The sequence below is a fragment of the Tuberibacillus sp. Marseille-P3662 genome (assembly GCF_900178005.1).
Classification (GTDB): domain Bacteria; phylum Bacillota; class Bacilli; order Bacillales; family Sporolactobacillaceae; genus Marseille-P3662.
Map to the genome: position 1 here is coordinate 1,760,827 of NZ_FXBS01000006.1, position 22,787 is coordinate 1,783,613.

Genomic DNA, 22,787 nt, shown 5'->3' on the forward strand with positions numbered 1-22,787 from the left:
ATTTTTAATGGTTCTATGTGGTATATAGCTACATGCGATATGCCAATATCCTCTTAGTGTGTTAGCCCATTCCCAGTCCTTTGAAGGGCCTGTAGGAAGATCGATGCCAATCCGACCATCCTCCACTTATATTTATCGTTGTTCCAGTGCATCAACGGAATCCCCAGTGTATAGTAATTCCTTCACTTTTTTTATGCCAATTACCCAGTCATTAACAGCATTGACTTTAGGTCGATTCAACGTAATGATAGCGGTAGTATCTTTTACTTCATAAACAATGGTATCATACGGTTTTGTTATTTTAATCATCCCATACCCTCTCCTCTATATACTTTTACTTTTGGGTGTTTTTAGCTCTCGCTCATCATCTTTTTCTATTGATGCACTGTCTTTCTTGGCGGATTCCTTTTCTTCTCCCACCGTGAAAATTTCCTTTTTAAGTTCTTTAATAAATGAAAATCACATTAGTAAAATGACAACAGAAAACGGTAATGCAACCGAGACTGATGCCGACTGTAAAGGAAGTAATCCACCACTGATTAGTAGAACAATAGAAACTGCGGATATTATAATACCCCACGTTATTTTTGTTTTATTGGATGGATCTATATTTCCTTGTTCACTAAACATACCCAACACAAATGTTGCGGAGTCTGCTGATGTAATAAAAAACGTAAACAAAAGAATGACATTCATTATACTGATGATCGAACTTAAAGGAAAATATTGATAGAAAGAAAACAAAGCTGCAGCAACATCTGTTGTAACGACCTCTGACAAAGCGGTGTTTCCTAAGTTTTGAATAAAATGCAGTGCTGATCCTCCAAATACGGAAAACCAGAATACCGATCCAATCGATGGAATAATTAATGCTCCAATAATAAATTCTTTAATTGTTCGCCCTTTTGAAATCCTTGCGATGAACAGACACGGCATGCAAAACGATAATTTGCGCCAACAATTGCAACAGATTGAACGGGACGTAACAATACTTCAAGGTCACTCCCTTTCATTTGTGCAAGCTGCTGAATCAATTTAAGGGACATTGGGGCAAGAGCTCATCCCCTCTGTCTCTTTTCCTTCCCCCGGTCATACACCGGAATTGTTCAGACAGAATGAAACTATGAATTTGAATGGAATGTTTTTTGCTCATTGTCTGAACTATTGGCTCCAGCTTCTTTTTTATAGAAGATTGCACTCCCGATTAGGTCAGCGCTGATCCTCCATTTGCGTAATATCAATAATATCAAGGTAAGGGCCTAGCACCGGGTAAGTCTTTTCCCATGTTGGATGAGATTCGTTCCAATCCTCTCGATCAGCATATTTTTTAATACATTTTGATCATAACATGGATTGGTAACATCATAGCTACTCTATCCTATCCTTTGGTGAGTCAAAGGCAGCTATGATGAGCTCATTGCAAAAGGTGGATTTTATGCCGACCTTTATCACAGTCAGTTTACGAATGAAATGCCCTTAAAAGAGTTCGCATAAATTGCATCCATTTGGACAATTTAGTCTATCCTGAGCTCTTATTGAGGTGACAAAAAAGACCTGATGATATAGATAGAGAGCTCTTTTCTTGTAAAAGTTTTTAGAAAAGAACTCTCTAAAATTTATTGCATTGTGCCGTAAAATGTTTTAAACGAACGTGTTGGTGAGTAGAACAATCCCAAAAGCGATAAATGCAAGTAATGTCTCCAAAACTGTCCATGTTTTAAACGTTTCCTTCACGGTTAACCCTAAGTATTCTTTGACTAACCAGAAACCTGCATCGTTGACGTGTGATAACATTAGAGACCCTGCACCGGTCGCGATAACGAGCAACTCCAAGTTCACACCTGACATGTGAGCAATAACTGGTGATACAATACCCGCTGCTGTTGTTAATGCAACTGTCGCTGAACCTGTGGCGACCCGAATAAGTCCGGCTACTACAAATGCTAAAACAATCGGTGATAGGGATAATTGCTCTGACATTTGCGCAATGGAATCACCCACACCACTTTCAATAAGGATTTGTTTAAATGCACCACCTGCTCCAATGATTAAAATAATCGAACCAACGGGGAGTATACTTTCGTCTACTAGCTTTTTAATAATCTCTTTATCCATCCCTTGACGGAATCCAAGGAGGTAGAATGCTACGAAACAAGAGATTAGAAGAGCAACGACAGGACTACCAATAAATAAGAAAAACTCCGTTACACTGTTAGGCAGTGATATATAAGGTGCCACAACAGATAATAAAATTAGTATAATAGGTAATAAGATGACGAAAAAAGAAATACCCGTGCTTGGTAAATTATAGGATATGTTACTCGGCCGGATCAGGTCCGGTTCTCTATTTGGAATCACGCGTTTATGCACCCATTTTGCAAATATTGGGCCTGCAATGATTGCCGTCGGCAGCGCAATGATGAGTGCGTATATAAGGACGCGCCCTATATTGGCATTATAAATACTTATCGCAGTCATCGCCCCTGGGTGTGGCGGAACAATACCATGGACAATGGATAATCCCGCAAGGACAGGTAACGCAATTAATAAAATGTTTTGTTTTGTTGTTTTACGAATCGAAATCACTAGAGGTAATAAAATCACAACCCCTACCTCAAAGAATACAGGGATTCCAATAATGAAACCTGAGAGTAACATTGCCCATGGCAATTTCTTTGTACCAAAAAGTCGTACGAAGAAATCGGCCACTTGTATGCCAGCACCTGAGTCTGACATTAGCTTTCCTAAAATCGTACCTAATGCTAAAATGCCCACCAAATGCCCTAGAACATTGCCAACTCCGGTTTCATATGCACCAGCTATTTTATCCATTGATAATCCAGACATAACCCCTAAGAATAAACACGCAACGGTTATACTAATAAATGCATGCCATTTCCACCATGATACGCCTAAAATGACAATCACAATCGCTAGAAAAGTAACCGTTAATAAATAAATATCCATATTTGTTTTCTCCCCCTGTTATTATATAGCAAGCGCTTTCAAAGAATTCACGAAAAGAGTGCACTGAACTCCATCACTCTCTCGTTGTTTTATACATCATAATTCACCACATAATGTTGCATTTCCGTGTTATAGTGTCCTTCACTAAATTCAATCACATTTCCCATTTCATCATAAGAATACCGTAATCGCTTCAATAATGGCACTCCCTTTTTCACACCTAATCTATCTTCTACATGAGAGGGCGCCATAGAAACAGCAAACTGATCTCGAAACTTCTCCAAGGAAATATCTTGTTCTTCAATCAATTCATACATGGATTGGACATTAAACTCCGAGCGTTCAATATCCTCCATTTGCGGCGTTAAATAGTGCGTAAAATGGATATAGGGTACATCATCAAGGTGATAAAGACGTTCTATTTTAAGACAATGTGAACCAAATAATTGATACAATTCTGCCCCCTCTTGATGCCATACAACTTCTACTTTTAACAATTGTTTTTGAATGCTATGGCCTTCTTCTACTAAAACTTCAGTAAAACGTTTCCCTCTGGAAAGCCTTGAGGTAGACGTATGTCGGATAACTTTTGTCCCCTTGCCGCTCCTAGTTTCGAGATAACCTTCTTGGACAAGTTCTTTGATGGCATTACGAACCGTTATCTTACTGACCTCAAATTCACTTTCCAATTGCGGTTCTGATGGGATATTCGTGTCAATAGCATACACACCATGTAAAATTCGATCTTTTAAGATGTTCTTCACTTGCAAATATAAAGGTCCTTTTTTGCGCGAAATATCCATTACCTCATCACTACCTTTCTACATCATTCACCGATTCTTGCATCGCTATGATTATGTCACTTTCCGATGACATAGGGGTATCACCTACAACGGTGTGTGCAAGCATGCCAGCCGCTGTGGCAAACGCGACTGTTTTTTCTGGTAGAAATCCTTCTATTTCGCCATGAACAATACCACTTGTATAGGCATCTCCTGCACCGATGCGATCAAGGACAGTAAACGTCCTTAGTTTTGAGAAAGTAAATGACTGATTTTTATACATAAATCCACGTAACGAATGCGTATTATCATTGTTAATAGATCTGTGCGTTCCTGCTATAACAGAGATATTGTAGTTACTTGCCACATTTGGAATAAGATCCTTAAGTTGTTCGGCTTGTTCTGCCTTGTCTGTCTTCATACCAAGGACAAATTTGGCGTCCTTTTCGTTCATCATGACAATATCAGCAAGATGCAACATGTCTTCGTAATGGGGCTTTGCCTTCTCATACCCGTCTTCACCCCAAAGTGAGGGACGGTAATTGCAGTCAAAGACAACTGTCCCGCCACGGTCTTTAACAACTTTCGCAAAGGATTTCATTTGATCGCGAACAGTATCATTCATCGCAAGGGTTATGCCACAGAAATGAACCACGTCAATCCTCTTAGCAATCTTTTCAAAATTGTACGTTTCTACAGGCGCTGTATTAAAGCTGCTTGCTTGACGATTAGAATAGGTCACGCGACTGGGACGCGTACCAAATCCACTCTCTAGAAAGTACATGCCAATATTGTTCCCATCCCGGTTAATGAATGCTGGATTAATGCCTAACTTTTGTATGAAGGATTGTGAGGCATGACCAACTGGATTCGTAGGTAATGTTGATACAAGATATCCTGTATGCCCCAAGTACGATAATGCAGCAGTTATATTCACACCTGTACCTGTAAAGGAATAATTTAATGTGCTTGATTGTGATAAGAGTTCATAACCTGGTACTTCCAGGCGCATCATGACTTCCCCAAATGCTGCAATACCTCTAGCCATGTTGATCAACCCGCTTCTTCGTTACTTCAAGTAATTCACGGACATCATCTACATTCGTTTTTCCTGTATCTTTGTCGATGATCGATGAATAGATGTGAGGAATGATTTTTGGCACTTGAGCTTCTAAGGCGATATCTAGGATCGTTTCGAAATTCTCTTTATTAATGCCACCTGTTGGCTCTAATGCAAATCCCTCTTCTCCGCACGCCTCGGCCACTGCTCGGAACTCATCCTCACAACTTAATCCTTTCATTGGGAAGTACTTTAATGCATTGCCACCCATATCACGTACAAGAGCAATCGCTGTTTTAATCGGTACAATTGCCTGTTCGTTCTGCGCAGCACTTAAGGGTCCCGTTGAAATATTGACATACCCTACCTGGCCCGTCGGGGATACTAAGCTGTTAATCCAGCTATCTTGTTCACCAAGGTTGGCTCGTGTGGCACCAACGGAAGGAAATACCTGATTAATATGACTCCCCGGGTAATGTTTCGCAATGTCTGTGACAACGGCAGCTTGACGATTATCACCAGCGCCTAATCCAATCGACACGGCATCATCAATTTCTTTTCCGTATGCTTTCATTGCCGCCACGGCATCATCTACCGTTGGATAATTTTTTGAAAGCACACCCACTAGAATATGGCCTTCTGCCGCTTCAAAAATGGCTTTAGCATTCTCTATACTATTGGCCAATCCATTTAATGCGACGCGACCTTTATAAAATCGCTTTGTAATATCTGACATGCTATTTCCCCCCTACGGATTCTCGTATCTTAGATTCAATGATGTTGATATCATCACCTTGAAGTGGCCGTGGATCAATGTCGAAATGACCTTGTCTCACACCATAATCACGTGTGTAAATCGCGATATCACCTTCACGTAGTTTGTCAACGACTTCTTTTGCTGTCGTATTGATATTTTGTGAATCAATTTGTATACGCGCGCGGTATATGGCCCGACCCGCTTCGTCCTGAACAATGGTGACATTAACACCTTCAATATCATTGAGTGACATTAAAGCTTGTAAGGACGCTTTTTCCTGTTCACTTTTATCTTCTTTGCTACCGTATTCATCAAGGGCTTGGAGTAAGCCGAAGGTTGTCTCTTTCCCCACCTTCATACTTCGTCCAATACAATGTAATTGGACTTTGACCCATTCAATGTAGTTTCGTTTACCAGCAACAATCCCTGAGGTTGGGCCTTCAATAGCCTTTGATCCACTGTAGATGGCTAGATCTGAGTACTTGACATACTTTTGAAGGTCCTCTTCGGCTGCTGCATCCACAATAAGTGGAACGCTATTACGCTGAGCAACGTCCCATGCTTCCTCGATTGAAATCATATTTTTTTGAACGGCGTGGTGAGATTTCACATAAAGAATAGCGGCTGTATGGTCACCAATGGCTTCTTCTATATGTTCAGCTTTGCCTTCATTAGCATAACCTGCCTCAACAAGCTCTCCACCGCCTAAATAAATCATTGTTTCAACCGGTGCTCCGTATTGGACATTGTGACCTTTCAGCATGACAACTTCATTTTTAGCAATCGTTTCCTGATGAAGGCGTTCGCTCTTACGCCGATTCCCTTGGGTCACAAGCGCTGCAATTGATAACGCAATCCCACTGGATGCGGAATTCACAACAACGGCTCCCTCTGAACCAAGCTTGTTTGCGATGTAGTCACCGGACTTATCAACTAGATCGGCAATTTCCACATAATTTTGTCCGCCATACTTCATCGCATCCATGACCGTATCCGATGGAGCTGATACTCCCAGAATACTCATTCGACCACTTGCGTTAATGACACGTTTAAGACCATATTTAGCATTTAATGAACTCGCCATTGATCACCACTCCCTTTGTTTCTATCGTTCTCTCTGCCACCCGCTGATCCCCTTCAGAATCAACGAGTGCTGCTCGGGCATTTTGAACATTAAATAGAGTTAAATTCGCTACATCCCCAACCTTAATTCGGCCGAGTTCCGGTTTATTAAGCCAACTTGCTGCATGAGTTGTGACTGCAGCGATCACTTCATCTAATGAGTATCCTAGGTATAAGAATTTGGATAACACATTCGCCATACTATAGACCGGACCGTTTAAACGATTTCCATGATATATGTCTGTGCTAATTGTATCTAAGCCAATATGATGTTGTTTTGCTGATTCCGCAACATCAAATGAAAAACTTGCCGTGCCATGCCCCACATCTAGATGAACCCCTCGTTCTATGGCGTCAGTTAACACTTGAAGAGGCTGTCCTTCATTGTCGAAAAGATTGTTCGATTTACCATTAAGATAATGAGTAATCACATCATGTTCTTCTAAAAGTGAAACAACCTCTTCAATATCCGGAGGCGCAGAGCCAATATGGACCATTAAAGGAAGTGACGTTTTACTTGACAGATCTCGCGCAATGTGGAGGGGTTCAATACCACGATCACCAACCACACTGTGACTCATCCGGGCCTTGAATCCTACTATGGCTTCCTTATGTTCATTGATGGCCTGAACAGCTTTATCTTTATCTATCCAGTGGGTATTGGATAACTCATCCACCCTTTGTAAGCCAATCCGTGAGATATTCAAAAAGGCAAACAAATTGGTTTTGTTTTGTTCTCTACTGGCCATTAAATCGTCAATTCGATCGGCCCCGCAGCTTCCAGCATCCACAATCGTTGTAACACCCTGTTTGACTCCGATTTCATCGATTTCATCACCATATGGATCAAACTCTGGAAACGCATGGACATGTAAATCAATCCAACCGCTCGATACATACATCCCCGAGCAATCATATACCTGTTGCCCCCATCCACTTCCAGACTCTGTTAAATCACGAATTTTACCGTCTTCAATCACGATATCGATTGTCTCTCCAGTCACACGTTTGACATTATGTAATACGAATCGTTCTTTCATTGACTTCACCTTTTTTCTAACTCTATTAATACGCTTACATAACATAGTTACCTTTTTTACGCATTAAGAATAGCACATCAAAATTCATAAAGTCAATATAACGTTATAATGTTTAATTAAATAAACGATTATAATCTATCAAAATAAAAGAACTACCGGTGAATCCCCAGCAGTTCGGTCATGCACTTTATTTTTATTATTGAAACGAAGATTTGCTATTTTCAAATTGAGGCAATCGTCTTGATGAGCCTCAAGCATCTCATCAAGGATTTGTTTAGCAACTGTATCCGATGGCACAAGCGGATTGATGGCCTTAGCCAGCATCGCTATATGGTAATCACCTATAACAGCAGCCTCAGCAGTGAGGCGCTCAAAACCGATCTCGCACGGAGGTCACCACACACAAAAGCTACAATAATAAATATAGTATTACCCTCTAGTTCATTCCGACAATATAGAAGAACCATGTGCCTTCTATTTATTTAATTAACTGTTCAATATCACTCTTTCTGTAATAACCAGCTACTCCTGGTTTTGAGCTGATATAATCGATAATTTCTTTATTTTTCAGCCCTAATGTCGATTTTAAACCGTTAATAATCATACCTAGATATTCTTTCGACGGTTGGTTAAATGGAACGTCTAAATCCCAATCAGCTGTAAAAGTTAAGACGGGATATCCACCCTCATCACCTAAATATAAAATCGTTCCATACCATGAATCTTTTATTGTTTTATACCCCTGATCCATAATTTCATGTAAATCGATATCCAATGCAACACCGTTATTTTCTTGTTTAATGACGTCCATAAACTGCTCTACTGTTATTAAATACATTCGACTATAAGTGCGGTGCTTATTATCCTGTTTTAACCCTATAAATCCTACACCTTGTTGTTGCCAACGGTCAGATTCCATGGCAAAATATAAAGGATAATGCATGATATAGGTTGCCTCCTCAATAGGAAGCGTTGGGTCTTCACATCCTACCTCCACTTTTTCAGAGCCCTCAGGTTTTCCTCCTTTTATGTAACATAAAAATCGGTCTCTATTTAAATTAGAACCATAACTTGCATACCATACATAGTTCACCTTTTCTAATTCCATCATCATCACATCCTCAACAACTTAAGTATTTCTTTCAGCAATAAACTACTGTGTCTGATTTGTACACTCAGATACAAACTCTTTAAATAGTTGATCCATACTTGAATCTTCACTGGCCATTTCTTCAGGATGCCATTGAATTCCCCACAAAAGTGAGATTTCGTTAACTCCCTCGACGGCTTCAATGACACCATCTGGAGCGACGGCTACTGGTTTAAGATTAGGGGCAAGTTGGTCAATGGCCTGGTGATGCATGCTGTTAACTCGAATCTTTGAACGATTGAAGATTTGATATAACCGACTCTGATTATCAATTTGGATTTCATGCGTAGGCTCAGGTCTTGCCGCCTGTTGATAATGATTGATTGCATTAGAATTATTCGTTTCAATGTCTTGTATTACCGTTCCTCCTAAGGCAGCGTTTAACATAGTAATGCCTCTGCAAATGGCCAAGATCGGTTTGGTCTGTTTCTGTGCATTCCTCACTAGTTCAATTTCTAATTGGTCACGCTTTCCATTGGTTTTTCGTATCATTGGATCGGGTTCTGCTTGGTATGAATTCGGATCAACATCTTCCCCACTGCTTAAAATTATTCCACTACATATGGAAATCCACACTTCTGCCATCCCGGCTTTTGTCCCCGTTGGAATGACAACAGGGATCCCCCCTGCTTCGATCACAGAGCGAATATACTTCTCGTGTAGATTAAGGCTCGGAATGTTATTGTGAATAACCGTCGAACCAGTAATCCCGATTACAGGTTTAGTTAACTGTTTCATTTAATCATCTCCTTCCTACGCTTACCCAGTATCAAAATATCCTAATATCAACTTTTAAAGCATAAAAAATTGTTACCCAACCTTAGTAATCAGCTGCTTTTTATTTTGGTAGAACCGTATGGAAAATATACTTAATCTTTTTAATAAGGAAGGAATTAGTATAAAATAGGGGAGTTTATGCAATTAAATAAATAACAACAAATATAAGAAACGAATAAATCTGTTTCCTTTCCTTACTATTCATGGGAATATGCAAATTTGTTCGTTTCTCCCGCTTAACGCCTTTAAATCGGTTTTAATATTTTTATGATGTATTTTCCATTTAATAGACTTCTTTCGGATAGCGGATATTTGCAATAGAATCCTATACCATTTGGCTGGATCGTTGGGTGTAGGTTTAACGGACTCAATGGTAGCCATTGCGCCCTTTTCTTAAATAAATGGATGTAAATTAACTGTATTGAAAAAAAGATTCCCTCGTTTCAAGGAAATCCTTTTTAGTTTATTGGACAGCTTGATCAAAACTTGTCTTTTAACTTTCATTTATTAATCTTCTGCTATGCACTTAATCCATTCTAACTTTCTATCCCAATCCGCAGCTAAATTTGTCATCCACTCTACTGTTGAAGACAGTTGCTGTGGACACAGCTTATATCTTACCTCCCGCCCAACACGATTACTGGATACAAGCCTAGCCTCTTTTAAGATTGTTAGATGTTTAACAACTGCCTGACGAGATACAGTTACCGTTGTTGCTAATGTTGTTGCTGTAGCTTGTCCTCTTAAAGCGATTAGATCAAGTAACTCTCGACGTGTGGGGTCTGCTAAGGCGATCAAGACATTTTCGAGATTACTACTATCTGTCGTTGCCATTTTATTGCTCAGCACGCTTTTGTAGTACTTCCATTTGCATCTCCCAGCCATGGACATTCTCTTTAAAGAACTTTCTTCGCTCTTGTTCGGATACTGCAAGGTGTGAAAAGCCACTTTCAACTACTCCAAGTAAAGTTCCCCCATCTTTTGAAGTCAACTTGAACTCAACTAGCGTAGAGTTTTTTCCTTTTGGTTCCTCTCCGGGAAATGAACTTGCCCACCGACATGCAAGGTAGTTTGGCGGTTCTGATTGTTCAATCAACACTGGGAATTGTCCATACTTCGTGTCCGCCACCACACGTGATCCATCTACCTGCACCTTGTCCGGACCAGGTGCATCACCCACCCACCATGCCGGATCGCTGATTAACTCCCATACCGTTTGGATAGGTGCGTTAATAAAAATTTCTCTTTTAATTTGATCATTATCCATTACTACTCCTCCTTTTCATAAATGCAACCAAAGTATAGCCCATATTAATGCCTAGGCGCAACCATAGTGTTGCACATTAGAGAATGAAGTATTTGAAAAAATATAAAGAAAGAGCAAAATTCTATTACTACAGAATTTTGCCCGTTTGTTTAAAACTGAAAAAAGTGTAAAATTGGTACATTACCTATTGAATAAGGCGCCATCTTTGTTGAAGAATGGCGCCTCCACCTATAATATAATTACAGTTTACCTGTTGGTTCAAAAAGAGGTGAAAGACACCTTGCAATATTGGGGTTATTCTCGCCACCATTTGTGTTATTATTCGATAGTATCTTATAGCTAAAAATGGCACATCGTAAGCTTTGGCAAGTTGTGCTGCAGAGGCACTTTCCAAAAAGTAGCTACAATAAAAGATACACTTGCCAAGATTAGGCTAATGGTAAGCAGATAAAACTAAGTTTATCAAGAAAAAATATGCAAATTCTTATTCAACAAAATCATCCCTTTAATTGATTAAGGAACAAAAATGGACTGATTAACAGTCCATCGTTGTTCAACTTTTGCACCCTATTGTTTTAAATATAGGTAAAGACCATAATCTGTTGGTACAGAAGCATAACCCATTTGTCTTAACATAGCTGTGATATTACCACGATGATATGTTCCATGGTTAACAACATGGGGGACTTGTTCAAACACACTGGTTTCCATAATGTCGCCATTCGGATTCTCAATTTTGAGGGGCTTATCTAAACCTTCCAATTGGCTAAAGAACAACTTATATCTTTCTGATAGTTTAAGAAATTTCGCTTCCATCTCCTCCAATCCTTTTGACTCCATTTCCCCTTTTAGTTGCTCTTGTAACGTCAAAGCATGCTCCATGTTTTTACCGGAGAAAACCTCAATCCAACCAAGGTCAGAAAGATAAACATGGGCCAAAACACGGGATATCGAGGAAAATACACTTTGAATGTCTTTACCATAAACATCCTTTGGAAGCTCTTTTAGCCGGTTAAAAATTTGTCCATTTGCCCATTCGTTATAGTCATACAACTGTAATTCAAGTCGTTCCATTTGAGGCTTCTTCCCTTCATGTTTAATTTAGCGCCAACCCAGTTATACAATACCATTTTTATTATTAGTGACATCAAAAAGGCTCTATCCTTTTTCCATTTCAACTTGACTTCTACATAAGAATCAGTGAGCGCATTAAGTTGTCTTGTTAGATGGCGCAGGTTGAAAATCTGAACACTCTTTTTCTTAAAAAGGATCTAAATCTTCCCTTGTAGTACAACTCACATAAATGAGCGGCATCCACCACATCCGTTAACCTTTTTCATGCCCGTTTGCTTGGCTCCCCTCTGGCTACCCCGATTAAACCATTAAAAATGGTCAATAATGCGATGGCGCCCTTTAACGGCACAATATTTTGAAGTCTGGTCAAGCTTAGTTCAAATCGGTACTTAAGAGATCATGCAAAAAATTTGAAATAGGTGTAGGGGACTCCGCTTGTTGGGCGGTCTTTTTCAGTAGATCAACATCCTTTAGCGGTATCTCACTCTCGCCGAAGGGTTCGGATTTCTCGGCAATCATCCTACCATAACTTTGATAGATCGGTGCGGGGAATAACGTTTGTGTGAGCATGTCCACAATAGCTTGAGGATCAACACCGTTTTTCTCCGCCATTGATAGTGCTTCTCTCATGGAATATCCTGCTGAAACAATCAGGAAATTCCCAACTAGTTTGACAATCGTTGCCGCGCCGACCTCTTCCCCAAAATCGAAGATACCTTGTCCTCCCATTGCTTTTAGTAGGGGTTGAACTCGTTCTTTAGCTTGCTGTGACCCTGTATAAGGAATCCAGAGCTTTTTGGTAGCCGCTGCTTCTGGCCTCCCAAAAATGGGTGCCTCAACATAGGTACTGCCATGTTGTTCGTGAATGGCTGCAAGTTTTCTTGCTGTTTCGGGCAACACAGTGCCCATCGAAATATGGATCCCATTTGGTCCTAATTGTTCTAAAAATCCTGAACTGGTCACAATGTTTTCTAGAGCCGCACCATCCCACAAAAGGGTAACGACAATTCCACCGGTCGTCACAGCATCAGCTGGTTGTGTCACTTGTTGTGCCCCCTTAGCAACCAACGGTTCCGCTTTGCTTGCCGTCCGGTTGTACACCTGGAGAGTATACCCGGCATCGATAAGATTGGTCGCCACAGGGAGCCCCAAATTGCCAAGTCCAATAAATCCGATTTTTTCACTCATTTGTATCTATCCTCCTGAATAAATTGGTGTTAAAAACATGACGTTAACGTCATGTTTTGGGTAAAAAAAACTAGTGGTGTTCACCCCTTTCCCCTAACCAACGCTCAAAGCGCTCAATATGGGCCTGCAACTCCGTACGAAACTGCTGGTATCCTGTAATCTTCTGGTCTACTTCATCAAGATGTTGGCGCAGGATGGTTAGCACCTTCTGTTTTGCTTGTACTACGTCACTTGGGTCAATGAAATATAGGTCAATCACGTCACCTATTTCATCTAAGCTCAATCCAAGGTTCTTTAACTGATCTATTTTCCTAAGGCGGGCAACAGTCTCTTCTGTGTAATAGTGCTGTCCCTGGCCTTCGCGTTCACCCTCAGGAATAAGTCCAATGCTTTCATAATACCGTACGGTTCGCGGAGTTACCCCGGCTCTTTCCGTTAATTCACCTATGCGCATGCGGTTATTCATCATCTATCCTCCAAAAGTTACGTTAACGTCATGTTTTTAAAATATCAAATGAACGAGACACTGTCAATAATCTTACTTTTTTCTTAAAAATATGGCCCGTTGTAACCTTCAATAGTTATTTGATTTTCTCAGCCAATTCCAAAATAATTCCCTCTGGTCCACGAACATAGCATAACTTATAACTTTCTTCATATTGCCTTATCTCACTAAATATTTTCGCACCCTTCTTTTTCAATTGGGCAACAATGGCTTCAATATCTTCAACAGCAAATGCAATATGTCGGATACCCAGCGTATTTGCAAAGGGTTTCTGAATATCTTGTTCATCTGACGGCGTATAAAATTTGACTAGCTCTATCCATGCCTGACCGTCTGGCGTTCGCAATCCTACACATGCTGGTTTAACGTTTAGTAAGCCCAACTACCTGACTCAACCACTCTCCTTCCATTTCCCATTCCCCTTGCACTTCAAGTCCCAAATTGAGAAAAAACGATTTAGTGGCTTAGCACAATTTAAACGGGATATTATCTCCGAACGGACCAAATCAGGCTTAGAAAGTGCCAGAGCCAGAGGAAGGCAAGGTGGCCGACCAAAGAAAGACCAATCCAAGCTGGATATGGCCTTTAAGATGTATGATAGTAAACAATACATTATTAATGAGATATTGGATGCTGCTGGGATGAGCCGTGCAACGTTTTACCGTTATTTAGATAATAGATGATGGAAAGGTTTTTGTTAAAATGTATTTCTTCTCGAAAAAAAACAGCATGTCTTTTTTATAAAAATTCATTATCATACTAAAGGGATAGTTAAATTGTATTCAATCATAATTTAGTCCTTAATTCTCTTGAACCTAGACTTAATTCGTTGTATTCTTCTTATTATTAATTTATAAAATCTTGTTGTAATATTTATTGCGGAGGGTCGTTTTGCTAAAAATACGTTTAAAATTAATATTTTTCGCTGGATTTACCATGTCAATAATTTACTTATTGGTAGAAAATCAATCCTTTGATTTTTCATTTTCGGTAATATACATATTTCTTTTTTATGGAATCGTATATACTTTGTTTTATGGTGTATTCGCTTTACCAATTCAAGTATTGTTAAATAAATATTCTGATAGACGAAAGATTAATATCAAATATTTAGTGGTATATTTGTTAGCTTCTTTTATAATACATCTAATAATTTATCGCTTTTTTAACAGCTATGAACCTTTTTTCTCTAATTCACAGGTTTATCTTCATATCTTTGTTACTTCCATTACTTTCTGGATTTGGGATTCAATTGTTATGTATAAACATAGGGATGAGTTAATTTAAACTCATCCCTATGTTTTTATTTATCTAATTACATTGATATATTAAAATATTCCTGTGGTGCAGTAGGTGTTAAGTAGAAAAAGTCCCATGTACTCCCCACTGAATATGTGTGAAGAGGTATTACTACATCGCTATTCTGAACGGCCATAAAAAATTCATGATTCGGTGCTTTATCGTGAGCACCCTCTATTGTTAGCGAAGGTGTCGATGTCAAGGTTGCAGAATAATAGTAATTAATGTTGGGATATTCCCATCCAAAAGGGATCCCCACATCATGTTTTACTCTCCATTGCAATTTGTTGCTGGAAATTGTATCTTTTATCACTTCAATACCACTTTCACTTGCTGTATCTCTTTCTATGACTTGTGAACAATCTGGATCTTCACATCTTACCGATTGTTGGATGTCCTTATTATAAGTGATGTTTGGTGCATTTACGCCAAGCCACGATGCTGAATTGAAATATGTCCATACATCAGTTCTTGTTCTATAGTCATTTGCAAAAAAGTCAAAGCTGTTTCGGTCGTCACCTTTTAGATAAGTTCCATTAAAGGGCTTAGGATCTTCTACAGACTCAAAAGGGATAAACGTTGTATATCGAAAAATATAGTTTCTCCATTGAGAGGTGCCTGGAAAAGCCAGTGTTGATATTTTATTTGATTGTTCTTTTTTAAGTTTGTTCATTTGTTCCCTATTAAGCAGTGAACCCTTTTTATTTAAGTATGTTTCACTGATAACTGGCGTTTTTACCTTATTAGAAACTGTTCCTCTAATTGTGAATAATTCCTTTTTTTGTTCTTGGGTTAGTTCAAATCTACTTTGCTCTAATTGGCTATTAAGTTTGCGTTTTCTGTCATCTGAAACTGTAGATTCAGCCACAATTTTATATCTATATTCGTTGCCGCTTTTTGCGGATGTATCAAGGTACCGTGTCTCTTTCGTTCGGGCAATTTTTTCTCCATCCCTGTAAACTTCAAAATAACCGTCTTTATCAGGAAGTTCACTCCATTGTAAATATACCTTAGTGTGTGTTGCAGCGACCTCTAAAGTATTAGCTTTTACCCTTTGTTCCATATTTTGTTCTTTTGGGTCTCTTTCGTTTGTGTTTTCTTGTAACAAAAAGGATTGTTTTTTCTTTGTCGGTTTTCTAATGTCACCGTTTCCAACTTTAACTTTAACGATATCAACAAGTTTATTTTCCTTGTACACTCCAATTTTATATTTCTGTGAACTATCATTTAATTCATCTGTCCAATTGGCTGATTTACCTTTATGTTGAATTTTACCCTTTTGATAAAATTTATAATAGTCCCCTTGAACATTAATGTGAAAACTGACTTTTCCATCTCCCTTTTGAATTTTAGCTGGTTTGTTGTTGCTTTTGGCATTAGCTTGGGATCCAAGAAACATCATTCCCAAGAAAAGCAAAGTTAAGCTAAATAACAATGTTAATTTTTTCATAGTTTTGCTCCTCTTCTCTTTGAAATTTTTGTTAATACATTAATAGTGTTACATATATATTTCTTGATTTTCAATATAAATTCACATATTTTCCAAAATTAGTTCTCAAGTCACAAGCCTATAGATAATAAAAAGGTACTAGGATTGTCATTTTAATAGATTAAAAAAACAATCAGTCTTTCTACACCTTAACCCTTGTAACTGCTAAACTAAAGTTAACAGTTTCCGCCAGATAGAATTGAACACTTTTTCTCCCAAACACACCTCAAATTAGCTACTATATAAGATGGAAATATCGTTGTTGATTTGGGGGAATGAAAAGGTGGAAAAGTTAAAATTGTATATGGAAATACATCAGTTAAAAAAACAGGGGATGAAAACGGGCCTTTTGTTGCGGTGAACCACTGGAAATCCCATCGTTACGAGAACGTACAGAGGATATCCCCGCCTTAATCGACTATTTTTTGGAGCAAAAACATATTCAAATGAGATTTTCCCCTGAAATTGTTGAAAAGCTCTCCTTATACAGCTGGCCCGGCAATGTGAGGGAATTGGAGGGCCTGATTACGTATCTCTCAGTTATCGTGAATGGGACGGAGCCAACTTTACACGACCTGCCTAACAAGTTTAATAAGGAGAATTACGAAGATGTAGATGTAGAGAGGATTGTGAAATTGCTAGAACATGCGGGTGACGTAAAGGTGTTTAAGGAAATTTTACAGTGCCTATCCCTCAATCGAAGCCAATATTCGGGTATCGGACGTACGACGTTAAAATCGATGATGACTATCTCGATTTCTGAAAATCAATTGCGTACGAGACTTGAGGTGCTAAAAAGTTGCGGATTAATTCATGCGGGGGTCAAAAAGCAAGGGACAAAAATCACCTGTTTAGGGATAAGTATGTTGGAGCACCTTTAGAATATAGGGTATGTTATTGGATTTTATCCCACCCATAACACATCCTAAATTTCCGCAGTGTAACGTAAAACATTCTCAAAACAGCCCTAAAAAACTGGCATGATTTTTGCATAATATTTATCAAGGTGTACTGGAGGTGATGAAAGAATACACTTGATTTTTTGAATTAATTTTTCGAAAATAATTAATGTTCATTGAATGGAGGTCAAAACAGCATGATTACAATTATTAAAAATGGAGAGATTTATGCACCCGAACCACTAGGAAAAACATCGATTTTACTCATCGATCAAAAGATTGCAAAGATAGGGAATATCAATGAGCAAGCCGTAAAGAATTTGGGCGTCGAATATGAGGTGATAGATGCAGAAGGATCAATAGTAGTTCCAGGATTCATTGATCCTCATGTTCATTTAATTGGTGGCGGTGGTGAAGGTGGTTTCGCAACTCGTACACCGGAAATTCAACTCAGTGACATGGTCAAATCAGGTATTACCACAGTAGTTGGCCTCTTAGGTACGGATGGCACGACCCGTCATATGACGTCACTGCTAGCCAAAGCCCGAGGACTAGAGGAAGAAGGAATGACGACCTTTATCTATACAGGAAACTATGCTGTTCCAACTCCTACGATTACATCAAATGTGAAGGATGATGTCATTTTAATTAATAAAGTCATTGGGGCCGGAGAAATTGCTATATCTGATTCTCGTTCAGGACAGCCTTCTTTGCATGAATTGGCCAAACTAGTTGCCGAGGCTCGGGTCGGTGGGATGTTAAGTGGAAAAGCGGGGATAACCCATTTTCACACCGGTCCCGGCAAAGACTATTTATCACTTTTACATCAACTATTAAAAGATTATGAGATTCCTTCATCCCAACTTTATGCTACACACGTTACCCGTAGTCGAGCGTTGTTCGACGACGCTATTAATTTAGCAAATAAAGGGGGTTACGTGGATATTACAGCAAGTCACAATACTGGTGAGTGGATTACGTACTACAAAGAAAACGGCGGAGATATGCGGCATCTGACATTGTCTTCAGACGGAAATGGAAGTCTGCCAAAGTTTGATGAAGAGGGAAATCTAACAGGCTTTGGCGTAGCTAGTACCCAAACACTGTATCAGCAGGTGGTTTCAGCTGTGAAGGATCACGGTATGCCTTTAGAAGAAGTCTTGCCACTTGTGACAACGAATACATCAACTGTATTAAAGCTTACTAACAAAGGAAGCGTTCAAGAATCAAATGATGCCGATGTATTAATTTTGGATAAAGACTCCCTTACCATTCAGCATGTGTTTGCCAAGGGACATCACATGCTGAAGAATAAGGAACTTCTTATAAAAGGGACATTTGAAAATTAAGTATCTAGTTTCTAAAAAATATGAGAACTTAGGAGGAAAACGATGAAAAGACAGCCGAACTTATTTGAAGCTTTTTCACCGATTGTAGTAATGCTGCTTTTGTTAGCCATTGGTTACGGGGTATACGGCTTTAATCCCGAACCCTTACTGATTCTGGCTTCTGTTTACGCCGGAATCATTGCCCTTTGCTTAGGATTAAAATGGGAAGACATGATGACAGGTATCCAAGAAAAAATTAAACAAGCGATGCCTGCCATACTTATCCTGATTTCCATTGGCATTCTGATTGGAACCTGGATGATTTCCGGGACCATTCCGATGATGATCTATTACGGGTTAAAAATGATCGATCCGACCTTTATTGTGCTCATTGCCTTTGTGGTTTCTGCCATAATCTCTATTGTCACGGGAACCTCTTGGGGATCTGCAGGTACTGTTGGGGTTGCGCTAATGGGGATTGCGACAGGACTTGACGCTAATTTGCCGGCAACTGCCGGGGCGATTGTGGCCGGTTCCTACTTTGGGGATAAGTTGTCTCCGCTTTCAGATACGACCAACCTTGCACCCATTGCTGCTGGAAGTGAATTGTACGAGCATATCCGTCATATGCTTTGGACTACCATTCCTGCAGCGATTGTGAGTATTCTCGTATATTTGTTTGTAGGCTTTAACTTATCTGCAGATCGTGTTTCCACTCCAGAGACGATGAATATTATGCTTCAGACATTAACGGAAATGTTTGATTGGAGTATTTGGTTGTTGCTTCCCCCTGCTATCATTTTATATGGGTCCATTCGAAAAAAGCCAACACTGCCGACGATTATCCTTTCATCCTTTATTGCTGCGGTTTTAGGGAAATTTATGCAAGGATTTAGCGCTACCGACATTTTTGCCTCCACGGTTTCTGGATTTGATGTATCCATGGTCAATCGGGAAGGCTTTGATTCAGACAGTGTCGTACACGAGGTGACAAGACTTGTGAACCAAGGCGGTATGCAATCCATGACAGGGGTCGTTTTGATAGCCTTTAGTGCCTTTATTTTTGCTGGAATTATAACAAAATCCGGCTCACTTGAAGTCATTATTCAAAATCTCATGAAAATCGTTAAACGGACAGGGGATTTAATTTTGACGGCTGTACTCTCATGTATAACAATGGCGCTCGTTACCGGGAATTCCTATCTTTCTATTATCGTACCCGGGGAAATTTATAAGGACACGTTTCAGAAATATAAATTACATGCGAAGAACCTCTCAAGAACCCTGGAAGACTCCGGTACTGTAGTTGTGCCGCTCATCCCTTGGTCTTCTGCGGGTGTCTTTATGGCAGGAACGCTCGGGGTTTCTACCCTCAGCTACGCACCATGGGCGATTTTGTGTTACGTTGGTTTCATTTTCGCTATCATTTGTGGTTACACAGGGATTGGCATTACGAAAGGTCCTGAAACAGAAAATGTTAATGAGTCAGAGGATAAAACGATTGTTTGATTGATTTAAGGGGGCGGCTACATTGACCGTCCCCTTTTTTAATTTCTATCTAATCATCGCCTCCATCCCTCTTACTTTCAAAAACTCCTGCCCCTCTCCTCTCACCCGAAAACCGAGTTATACAATAAGCGGTGCGCTGCATCTGTTTTTCTAATATGTAGTAGGATACAGGAACCCGTAGCTGCTTGCCGTTATAAAACGTGATTACAGAAGTGTCATTGGCTGGAGCAATCCTGCGGACATGGTTATAAAAAATCCAGTAACAATTAAAGTTCGTTGGTGCATGCGTGGGAAAAGCATAGATGCTCTGATTCGGTTGCAGCGGCAGCGGGATTTTTTGTGTGATACCAAGATGATGCGCGACAGCCTTCCTGCGACCATCATACGTTGCTCCACCTTCCAGACAAGCTCGCTTGATCAGTTTCATCAGCGGCTGCTTAACATAATAGTCACCCTCCGTTTCCAACACCTTGGCACGATGCTGTTCGTGTGCTTCGGGAATGACTGCCATTGTACCTCTATTGACCTCATAATTAGTGATTGTCTTAATCATCTTATTTCCTCCTAAATTTTTGATTTTTAAAATAGCCTAGCTATTCGTCCGTTCAACATTTCCCTGCCCAACCATTCTTTCCATCGCCTCCAAGGCCCGGTAGTTCGACGCTGAGTTATGAATACAATTCATATTGCCAATGACCCGCCACCAGAGCCGACCTTTATCATCAAAACGATACGGTGTTTGGGGGTGCTCGAATTCAGCGGGGGTTAAGTTAGCGGTGGCCCATATCGGCTTCCCGATGCGCTCACGGCCATTTACAATCTGAAACATCCAATCTCTCTCTTCATTCGACAAGTGCTGACTGCTGCAAAAATCATCCCAGACAAGTAAGTCTGCCTCGATATAAGCATTCATGATCTCTTGAAATGATGTCTTATTAGAAAAACGTTTGGTCGCGTTCAAGCGACTGAACAAATCTTTTTCCGTCAATAAAACCACTGAATAGCCTTGCTCTATGCATGCATTAGCACCGGCTGCGGTAAGATGAGTCTTCCCATTACCGGTGTCACCAAATATCAACAGCCCGAGCTTCTCTCTCTGTTCGAAATGAGTTACAGCATCTTTGACCTCGTGATACGCCGTCTCCGCCCCAGGTCTCATCTCAAAGTTCGCAAACGTCATCTGCCGCAAACTTTGATTCACACTGCTTAGTTTCAAAGCTTTTTCAATCCGCTTTTGCTTGACCCGACGCTTTTGTTCGGCGCGCCTGCCTTCAATCCGCTTAATATCGCATGCACAGGCATGAACAACCCAGCGCTTGCCAACGAGCGGCATCTCCATCAACTCCTGATGCTTCTCCTTGCCGCAATACGGGCAGAAAACGGGGTCGGGCTTATCTGTAGAGTTTGACACGGGCAGGGATGTCAGAGTTTGTCCAACCGCTTCCCCCAGATTCCTCATGGTGGGTCCCTCCTTTCTTTATAGATCCCGTTACGCCACGACGCTGAGCAACCGTGAAGGCTTGACTATCTTTTTTGGCTGCATCAAGCGTACGAATTCCTTTTTTGACCCAGTTATTCAGAATGGCCTTTGCGTACTGAAACGTCTTGCCGCGTTCACCGCTAAGGCTCAATGCGTGACAAACAAGATTGACCTCAAAGCCTTGCTGCTCAACATACGATTGCAGAGTATTTAGTTGTTTCGTTGTCGCTCTTTTTGAAAAATTATCGCTAAAACTGTTTTGCAATGTATCAATCAGCATGTCACTAGGTTTTGTTTTATCTTGTTTAATTAATGTGGAACGATTGTTGGAACGATTGTTGGAACGGTTGGTGGAACGGTTGGTGGAATCACTATTGGAATGTCCGTCTGCCAGATCATGGGGTGAAGAACTGTTGTCGGAACGTTTGCTGGCATTTAGGTTGGAAGGTTTGCTGGAAGCATTATTGGAATCATGTTCAAAGTTAGGTTCAGACAACCGTCTGATCTGATATTGTCCAGACTGACTACCTCTTCGCGGCTGAAAATCAATAAATCCCTTCTCATTCAGTTCACTCCGTGCTTTACTTACCATCCGTTGCGACAATCCAGATTTGCCACTTAGAACGGATAAAGATACGGTAAACTGCTCCCGCCAGCCCGCGTTGTTATTGATGTGCATCAAAGCATGCCACAAGGCAATGGCCGAAGTCGATAGTTCCATCGTTTCCATCCGGTTATAAAAGGCATTCAATTCTCGTAAATAGTTCATAGATGATGCTCCTTTCAAGTTTAAGATTTTAATAGATTATCTACGAAAGACTTGCTATGGTGATACGTTTTAGGTATCATAAGGCTAAACAATGTACGCTCTTCCGCGTACATTTTCCAACTATCAGGAAAACACGAAACCAACTATAAAGCTTGACCAACCAAACGTTAACCTCCTCTCTTATTACTTAACAGTTTAGATGTGATCACGACAACGAGATACCAGCATTCATGAAGATGACGTTTGATGACACCCGGAATAAACAATTTGTTTACCCTATCATCATTTTGTTTATAAGCTCTTGAAGTTAATCAATATAGGGAAG

25 protein-coding genes and 2 pseudogenes are annotated in these 22,787 nt (G+C 40.0%); 5 read left to right on the plus strand and 22 right to left on the minus strand.

Annotated features, from left to right (window positions below):
• Positions 1–132: 132 nt before the first annotated feature.
• The 18 genes and pseudogenes from B9Y89_RS19160 to B9Y89_RS17450 all read right to left on the minus strand — a co-directional run bounded on the left by B9Y89_RS19160 (position 133) and on the right by B9Y89_RS17450 (position 14,129).
• Complete coding sequence (locus B9Y89_RS19160) at positions 133–309, minus strand: hypothetical protein (protein WP_176222275.1); 177 nt, start codon at positions 307–309, stop codon at positions 133–135.
• Positions 310–459: 150 nt separating this feature from the next.
• On the minus strand, positions 460–936 hold the full coding sequence (locus B9Y89_RS17380; RefSeq protein ID WP_085524444.1) for a BCCT family transporter: 477 nt from the start codon (positions 934–936) through the stop codon (positions 460–462).
• A complete protein-coding gene (locus tag B9Y89_RS19165) occupies positions 867–1,046 on the minus strand; it encodes a hypothetical protein (RefSeq protein WP_176222159.1) in 180 nt (59 codons plus the stop codon). The genes B9Y89_RS17380 and B9Y89_RS19165 overlap by 70 nt, the downstream gene beginning before the upstream one ends.
• 595 nt (positions 1,047–1,641) lie before the next feature.
• Entirely contained in the window at positions 1,642–2,967 is a 1,326-nt protein-coding gene (locus B9Y89_RS17385) for a GntP family permease (RefSeq protein WP_085524445.1), read from the minus strand.
• Between the two features lie 89 nt (positions 2,968–3,056).
• Positions 3,057–3,770: a GntR family transcriptional regulator gene (locus B9Y89_RS17390; RefSeq protein ID WP_085524446.1), complete on the minus strand. Its 714-nt coding sequence runs from the start codon at positions 3,768–3,770 to the stop codon at positions 3,057–3,059.
• 10 nt (positions 3,771–3,780) lie between these two features.
• Positions 3,781–4,797, minus strand: coding sequence for a sugar kinase (locus B9Y89_RS17395; RefSeq protein ID WP_085524447.1), 1,017 nt, complete (start codon positions 4,795–4,797; stop codon positions 3,781–3,783).
• Positions 4,790–5,545 (minus strand): 2-dehydro-3-deoxy-phosphogluconate aldolase, encoded by a 756-nt coding sequence (gene dagF / locus B9Y89_RS17400; protein WP_085524448.1) that lies wholly within the window; start codon positions 5,543–5,545, stop codon positions 4,790–4,792. Before dagF ends, B9Y89_RS17395 begins: the two co-directional genes overlap by 8 nt.
• A gap of 1 nt (position 5,546) precedes the next feature.
• On the minus strand, positions 5,547–6,650 hold the full coding sequence (locus tag B9Y89_RS17405) for a DgaE family pyridoxal phosphate-dependent ammonia lyase (RefSeq protein WP_085524449.1): 1,104 nt from the start codon (positions 6,648–6,650) through the stop codon (positions 5,547–5,549).
• On the minus strand, positions 6,628–7,728 hold the full coding sequence (locus B9Y89_RS17410; RefSeq protein ID WP_085524450.1) for an amidohydrolase/deacetylase family metallohydrolase: 1,101 nt from the start codon (positions 7,726–7,728) through the stop codon (positions 6,628–6,630). The genes B9Y89_RS17405 and B9Y89_RS17410 overlap by 23 nt, the downstream gene beginning before the upstream one ends.
• A gap of 196 nt (positions 7,729–7,924) precedes the next feature.
• Positions 7,925–8,103 (minus strand): annotated as a pseudogene (locus B9Y89_RS19450) (hypothetical protein); the annotation flags it as partial.
• Between the two features lie 103 nt (positions 8,104–8,206).
• Complete coding sequence (locus tag B9Y89_RS17415; protein WP_254901285.1) at positions 8,207–8,836, minus strand: hypothetical protein; 630 nt, start codon at positions 8,834–8,836, stop codon at positions 8,207–8,209.
• 45 nt (positions 8,837–8,881) lie between these two features.
• Positions 8,882–9,616 carry a gamma-glutamyl-gamma-aminobutyrate hydrolase family protein gene (locus B9Y89_RS17420; protein ID WP_085524452.1) on the minus strand — a complete coding sequence of 245 codons (735 nt, stop codon included), beginning with the start codon at positions 9,614–9,616 and terminating at the stop codon, positions 8,882–8,884.
• Positions 9,617–10,162: 546 nt separating this feature from the next.
• Positions 10,163–10,489, minus strand: coding sequence for an ArsR/SmtB family transcription factor (locus tag B9Y89_RS17425; protein ID WP_085524794.1), 327 nt, complete (start codon positions 10,487–10,489; stop codon positions 10,163–10,165).
• 1 nt (position 10,490) lies between these two features.
• Positions 10,491–10,922 (minus strand): SRPBCC domain-containing protein, encoded by a 432-nt coding sequence (locus B9Y89_RS17430; protein WP_085524453.1) that lies wholly within the window; start codon positions 10,920–10,922, stop codon positions 10,491–10,493.
• 567 nt (positions 10,923–11,489) lie between these two features.
• Positions 11,490–11,996, minus strand: a complete 507-nt coding sequence (locus tag B9Y89_RS17435; RefSeq protein ID WP_085524454.1) for a DinB family protein — start codon at positions 11,994–11,996, stop codon at positions 11,490–11,492.
• A 372-nt stretch (positions 11,997–12,368) separates the two neighbouring features.
• Positions 12,369–13,184: an NAD(P)-dependent oxidoreductase gene (locus tag B9Y89_RS17440; RefSeq protein WP_085524455.1), complete on the minus strand. Its 816-nt coding sequence runs from the start codon at positions 13,182–13,184 to the stop codon at positions 12,369–12,371.
• 70 nt (positions 13,185–13,254) lie between these two features.
• Positions 13,255–13,638, minus strand: a complete 384-nt coding sequence (locus B9Y89_RS17445) for a MerR family transcriptional regulator (RefSeq protein ID WP_254901286.1) — start codon at positions 13,636–13,638, stop codon at positions 13,255–13,257.
• Between the two features lie 127 nt (positions 13,639–13,765).
• A pseudogene (locus B9Y89_RS17450) lies at positions 13,766–14,129 on the minus strand (VOC family protein).
• Here B9Y89_RS17450 and B9Y89_RS19495 point away from each other — a divergent pair.
• Together B9Y89_RS19495 and B9Y89_RS19635 are read left to right on the plus strand one after the other, a co-directional pair.
• The gene (locus tag B9Y89_RS19495; RefSeq protein WP_303393584.1) at positions 14,112–14,372 is read left to right on the plus strand and encodes a helix-turn-helix domain-containing protein; all 261 of its coding nucleotides are present in this window, start codon (positions 14,112–14,114) and stop codon (positions 14,370–14,372) included. The pseudogene B9Y89_RS17450 and the gene B9Y89_RS19495 overlap by 18 nt on opposite strands.
• A 208-nt stretch (positions 14,373–14,580) precedes the next feature.
• Positions 14,581–14,976: a UPF0715 family protein gene (locus B9Y89_RS19635; protein ID WP_085524458.1), complete on the plus strand. Its 396-nt coding sequence runs from the start codon at positions 14,581–14,583 to the stop codon at positions 14,974–14,976.
• Between the two features lie 28 nt (positions 14,977–15,004).
• On the opposite strand, the gene B9Y89_RS17465 is transcribed toward B9Y89_RS19635, so the two are convergent.
• Positions 15,005–16,438 carry a DUF3238 domain-containing protein gene (locus B9Y89_RS17465; protein ID WP_085524459.1) on the minus strand — a complete coding sequence of 478 codons (1,434 nt, stop codon included), beginning with the start codon at positions 16,436–16,438 and terminating at the stop codon, positions 15,005–15,007.
• Positions 16,439–16,848: 410 nt separating this feature from the next.
• Here B9Y89_RS17465 and B9Y89_RS17470 point away from each other — a divergent pair, with 410 nt between their 5' ends.
• From B9Y89_RS17470 to nhaC, 3 genes are all read left to right on the plus strand, one after another.
• The gene (locus B9Y89_RS17470) at positions 16,849–17,358 is read left to right on the plus strand and encodes an AAA-type ATPase lid domain-containing protein (RefSeq protein WP_441351509.1); all 510 of its coding nucleotides are present in this window, start codon (positions 16,849–16,851) and stop codon (positions 17,356–17,358) included.
• A gap of 215 nt (positions 17,359–17,573) precedes the next feature.
• Positions 17,574–18,725 (plus strand): beta-aspartyl-peptidase, encoded by a 1,152-nt coding sequence (iadA, locus tag B9Y89_RS17475; RefSeq protein ID WP_085524461.1) that lies wholly within the window; start codon positions 17,574–17,576, stop codon positions 18,723–18,725.
• Between the two features lie 42 nt (positions 18,726–18,767).
• Complete coding sequence (gene nhaC, locus B9Y89_RS17480) at positions 18,768–20,213, plus strand: Na+/H+ antiporter NhaC (RefSeq protein WP_085524462.1); 1,446 nt, start codon at positions 18,768–18,770, stop codon at positions 20,211–20,213.
• A gap of 49 nt (positions 20,214–20,262) precedes the next feature.
• Here the strand turns inward: nhaC and B9Y89_RS17485 are convergent, their stop codons facing one another.
• The 3 genes from B9Y89_RS17485 to B9Y89_RS17495 are packed head-to-tail and all read right to left on the minus strand — an operon-like array spanning position 20,263 to position 22,462.
• A complete protein-coding gene (locus B9Y89_RS17485) occupies positions 20,263–20,766 on the minus strand; it encodes a competence protein ComK (protein WP_085524463.1) in 504 nt (167 codons plus the stop codon).
• Between the two features lie 36 nt (positions 20,767–20,802).
• Complete coding sequence (locus B9Y89_RS17490; RefSeq protein WP_085524464.1) at positions 20,803–21,672, minus strand: ATP-binding protein; 870 nt, start codon at positions 21,670–21,672, stop codon at positions 20,803–20,805.
• Complete coding sequence (locus tag B9Y89_RS17495) at positions 21,605–22,462, minus strand: DnaD domain protein (RefSeq protein ID WP_085524465.1); 858 nt, start codon at positions 22,460–22,462, stop codon at positions 21,605–21,607. Before B9Y89_RS17495 ends, B9Y89_RS17490 begins: the two co-directional genes overlap by 68 nt.
• Positions 22,463–22,787: the final 325 nt, after the last annotated feature.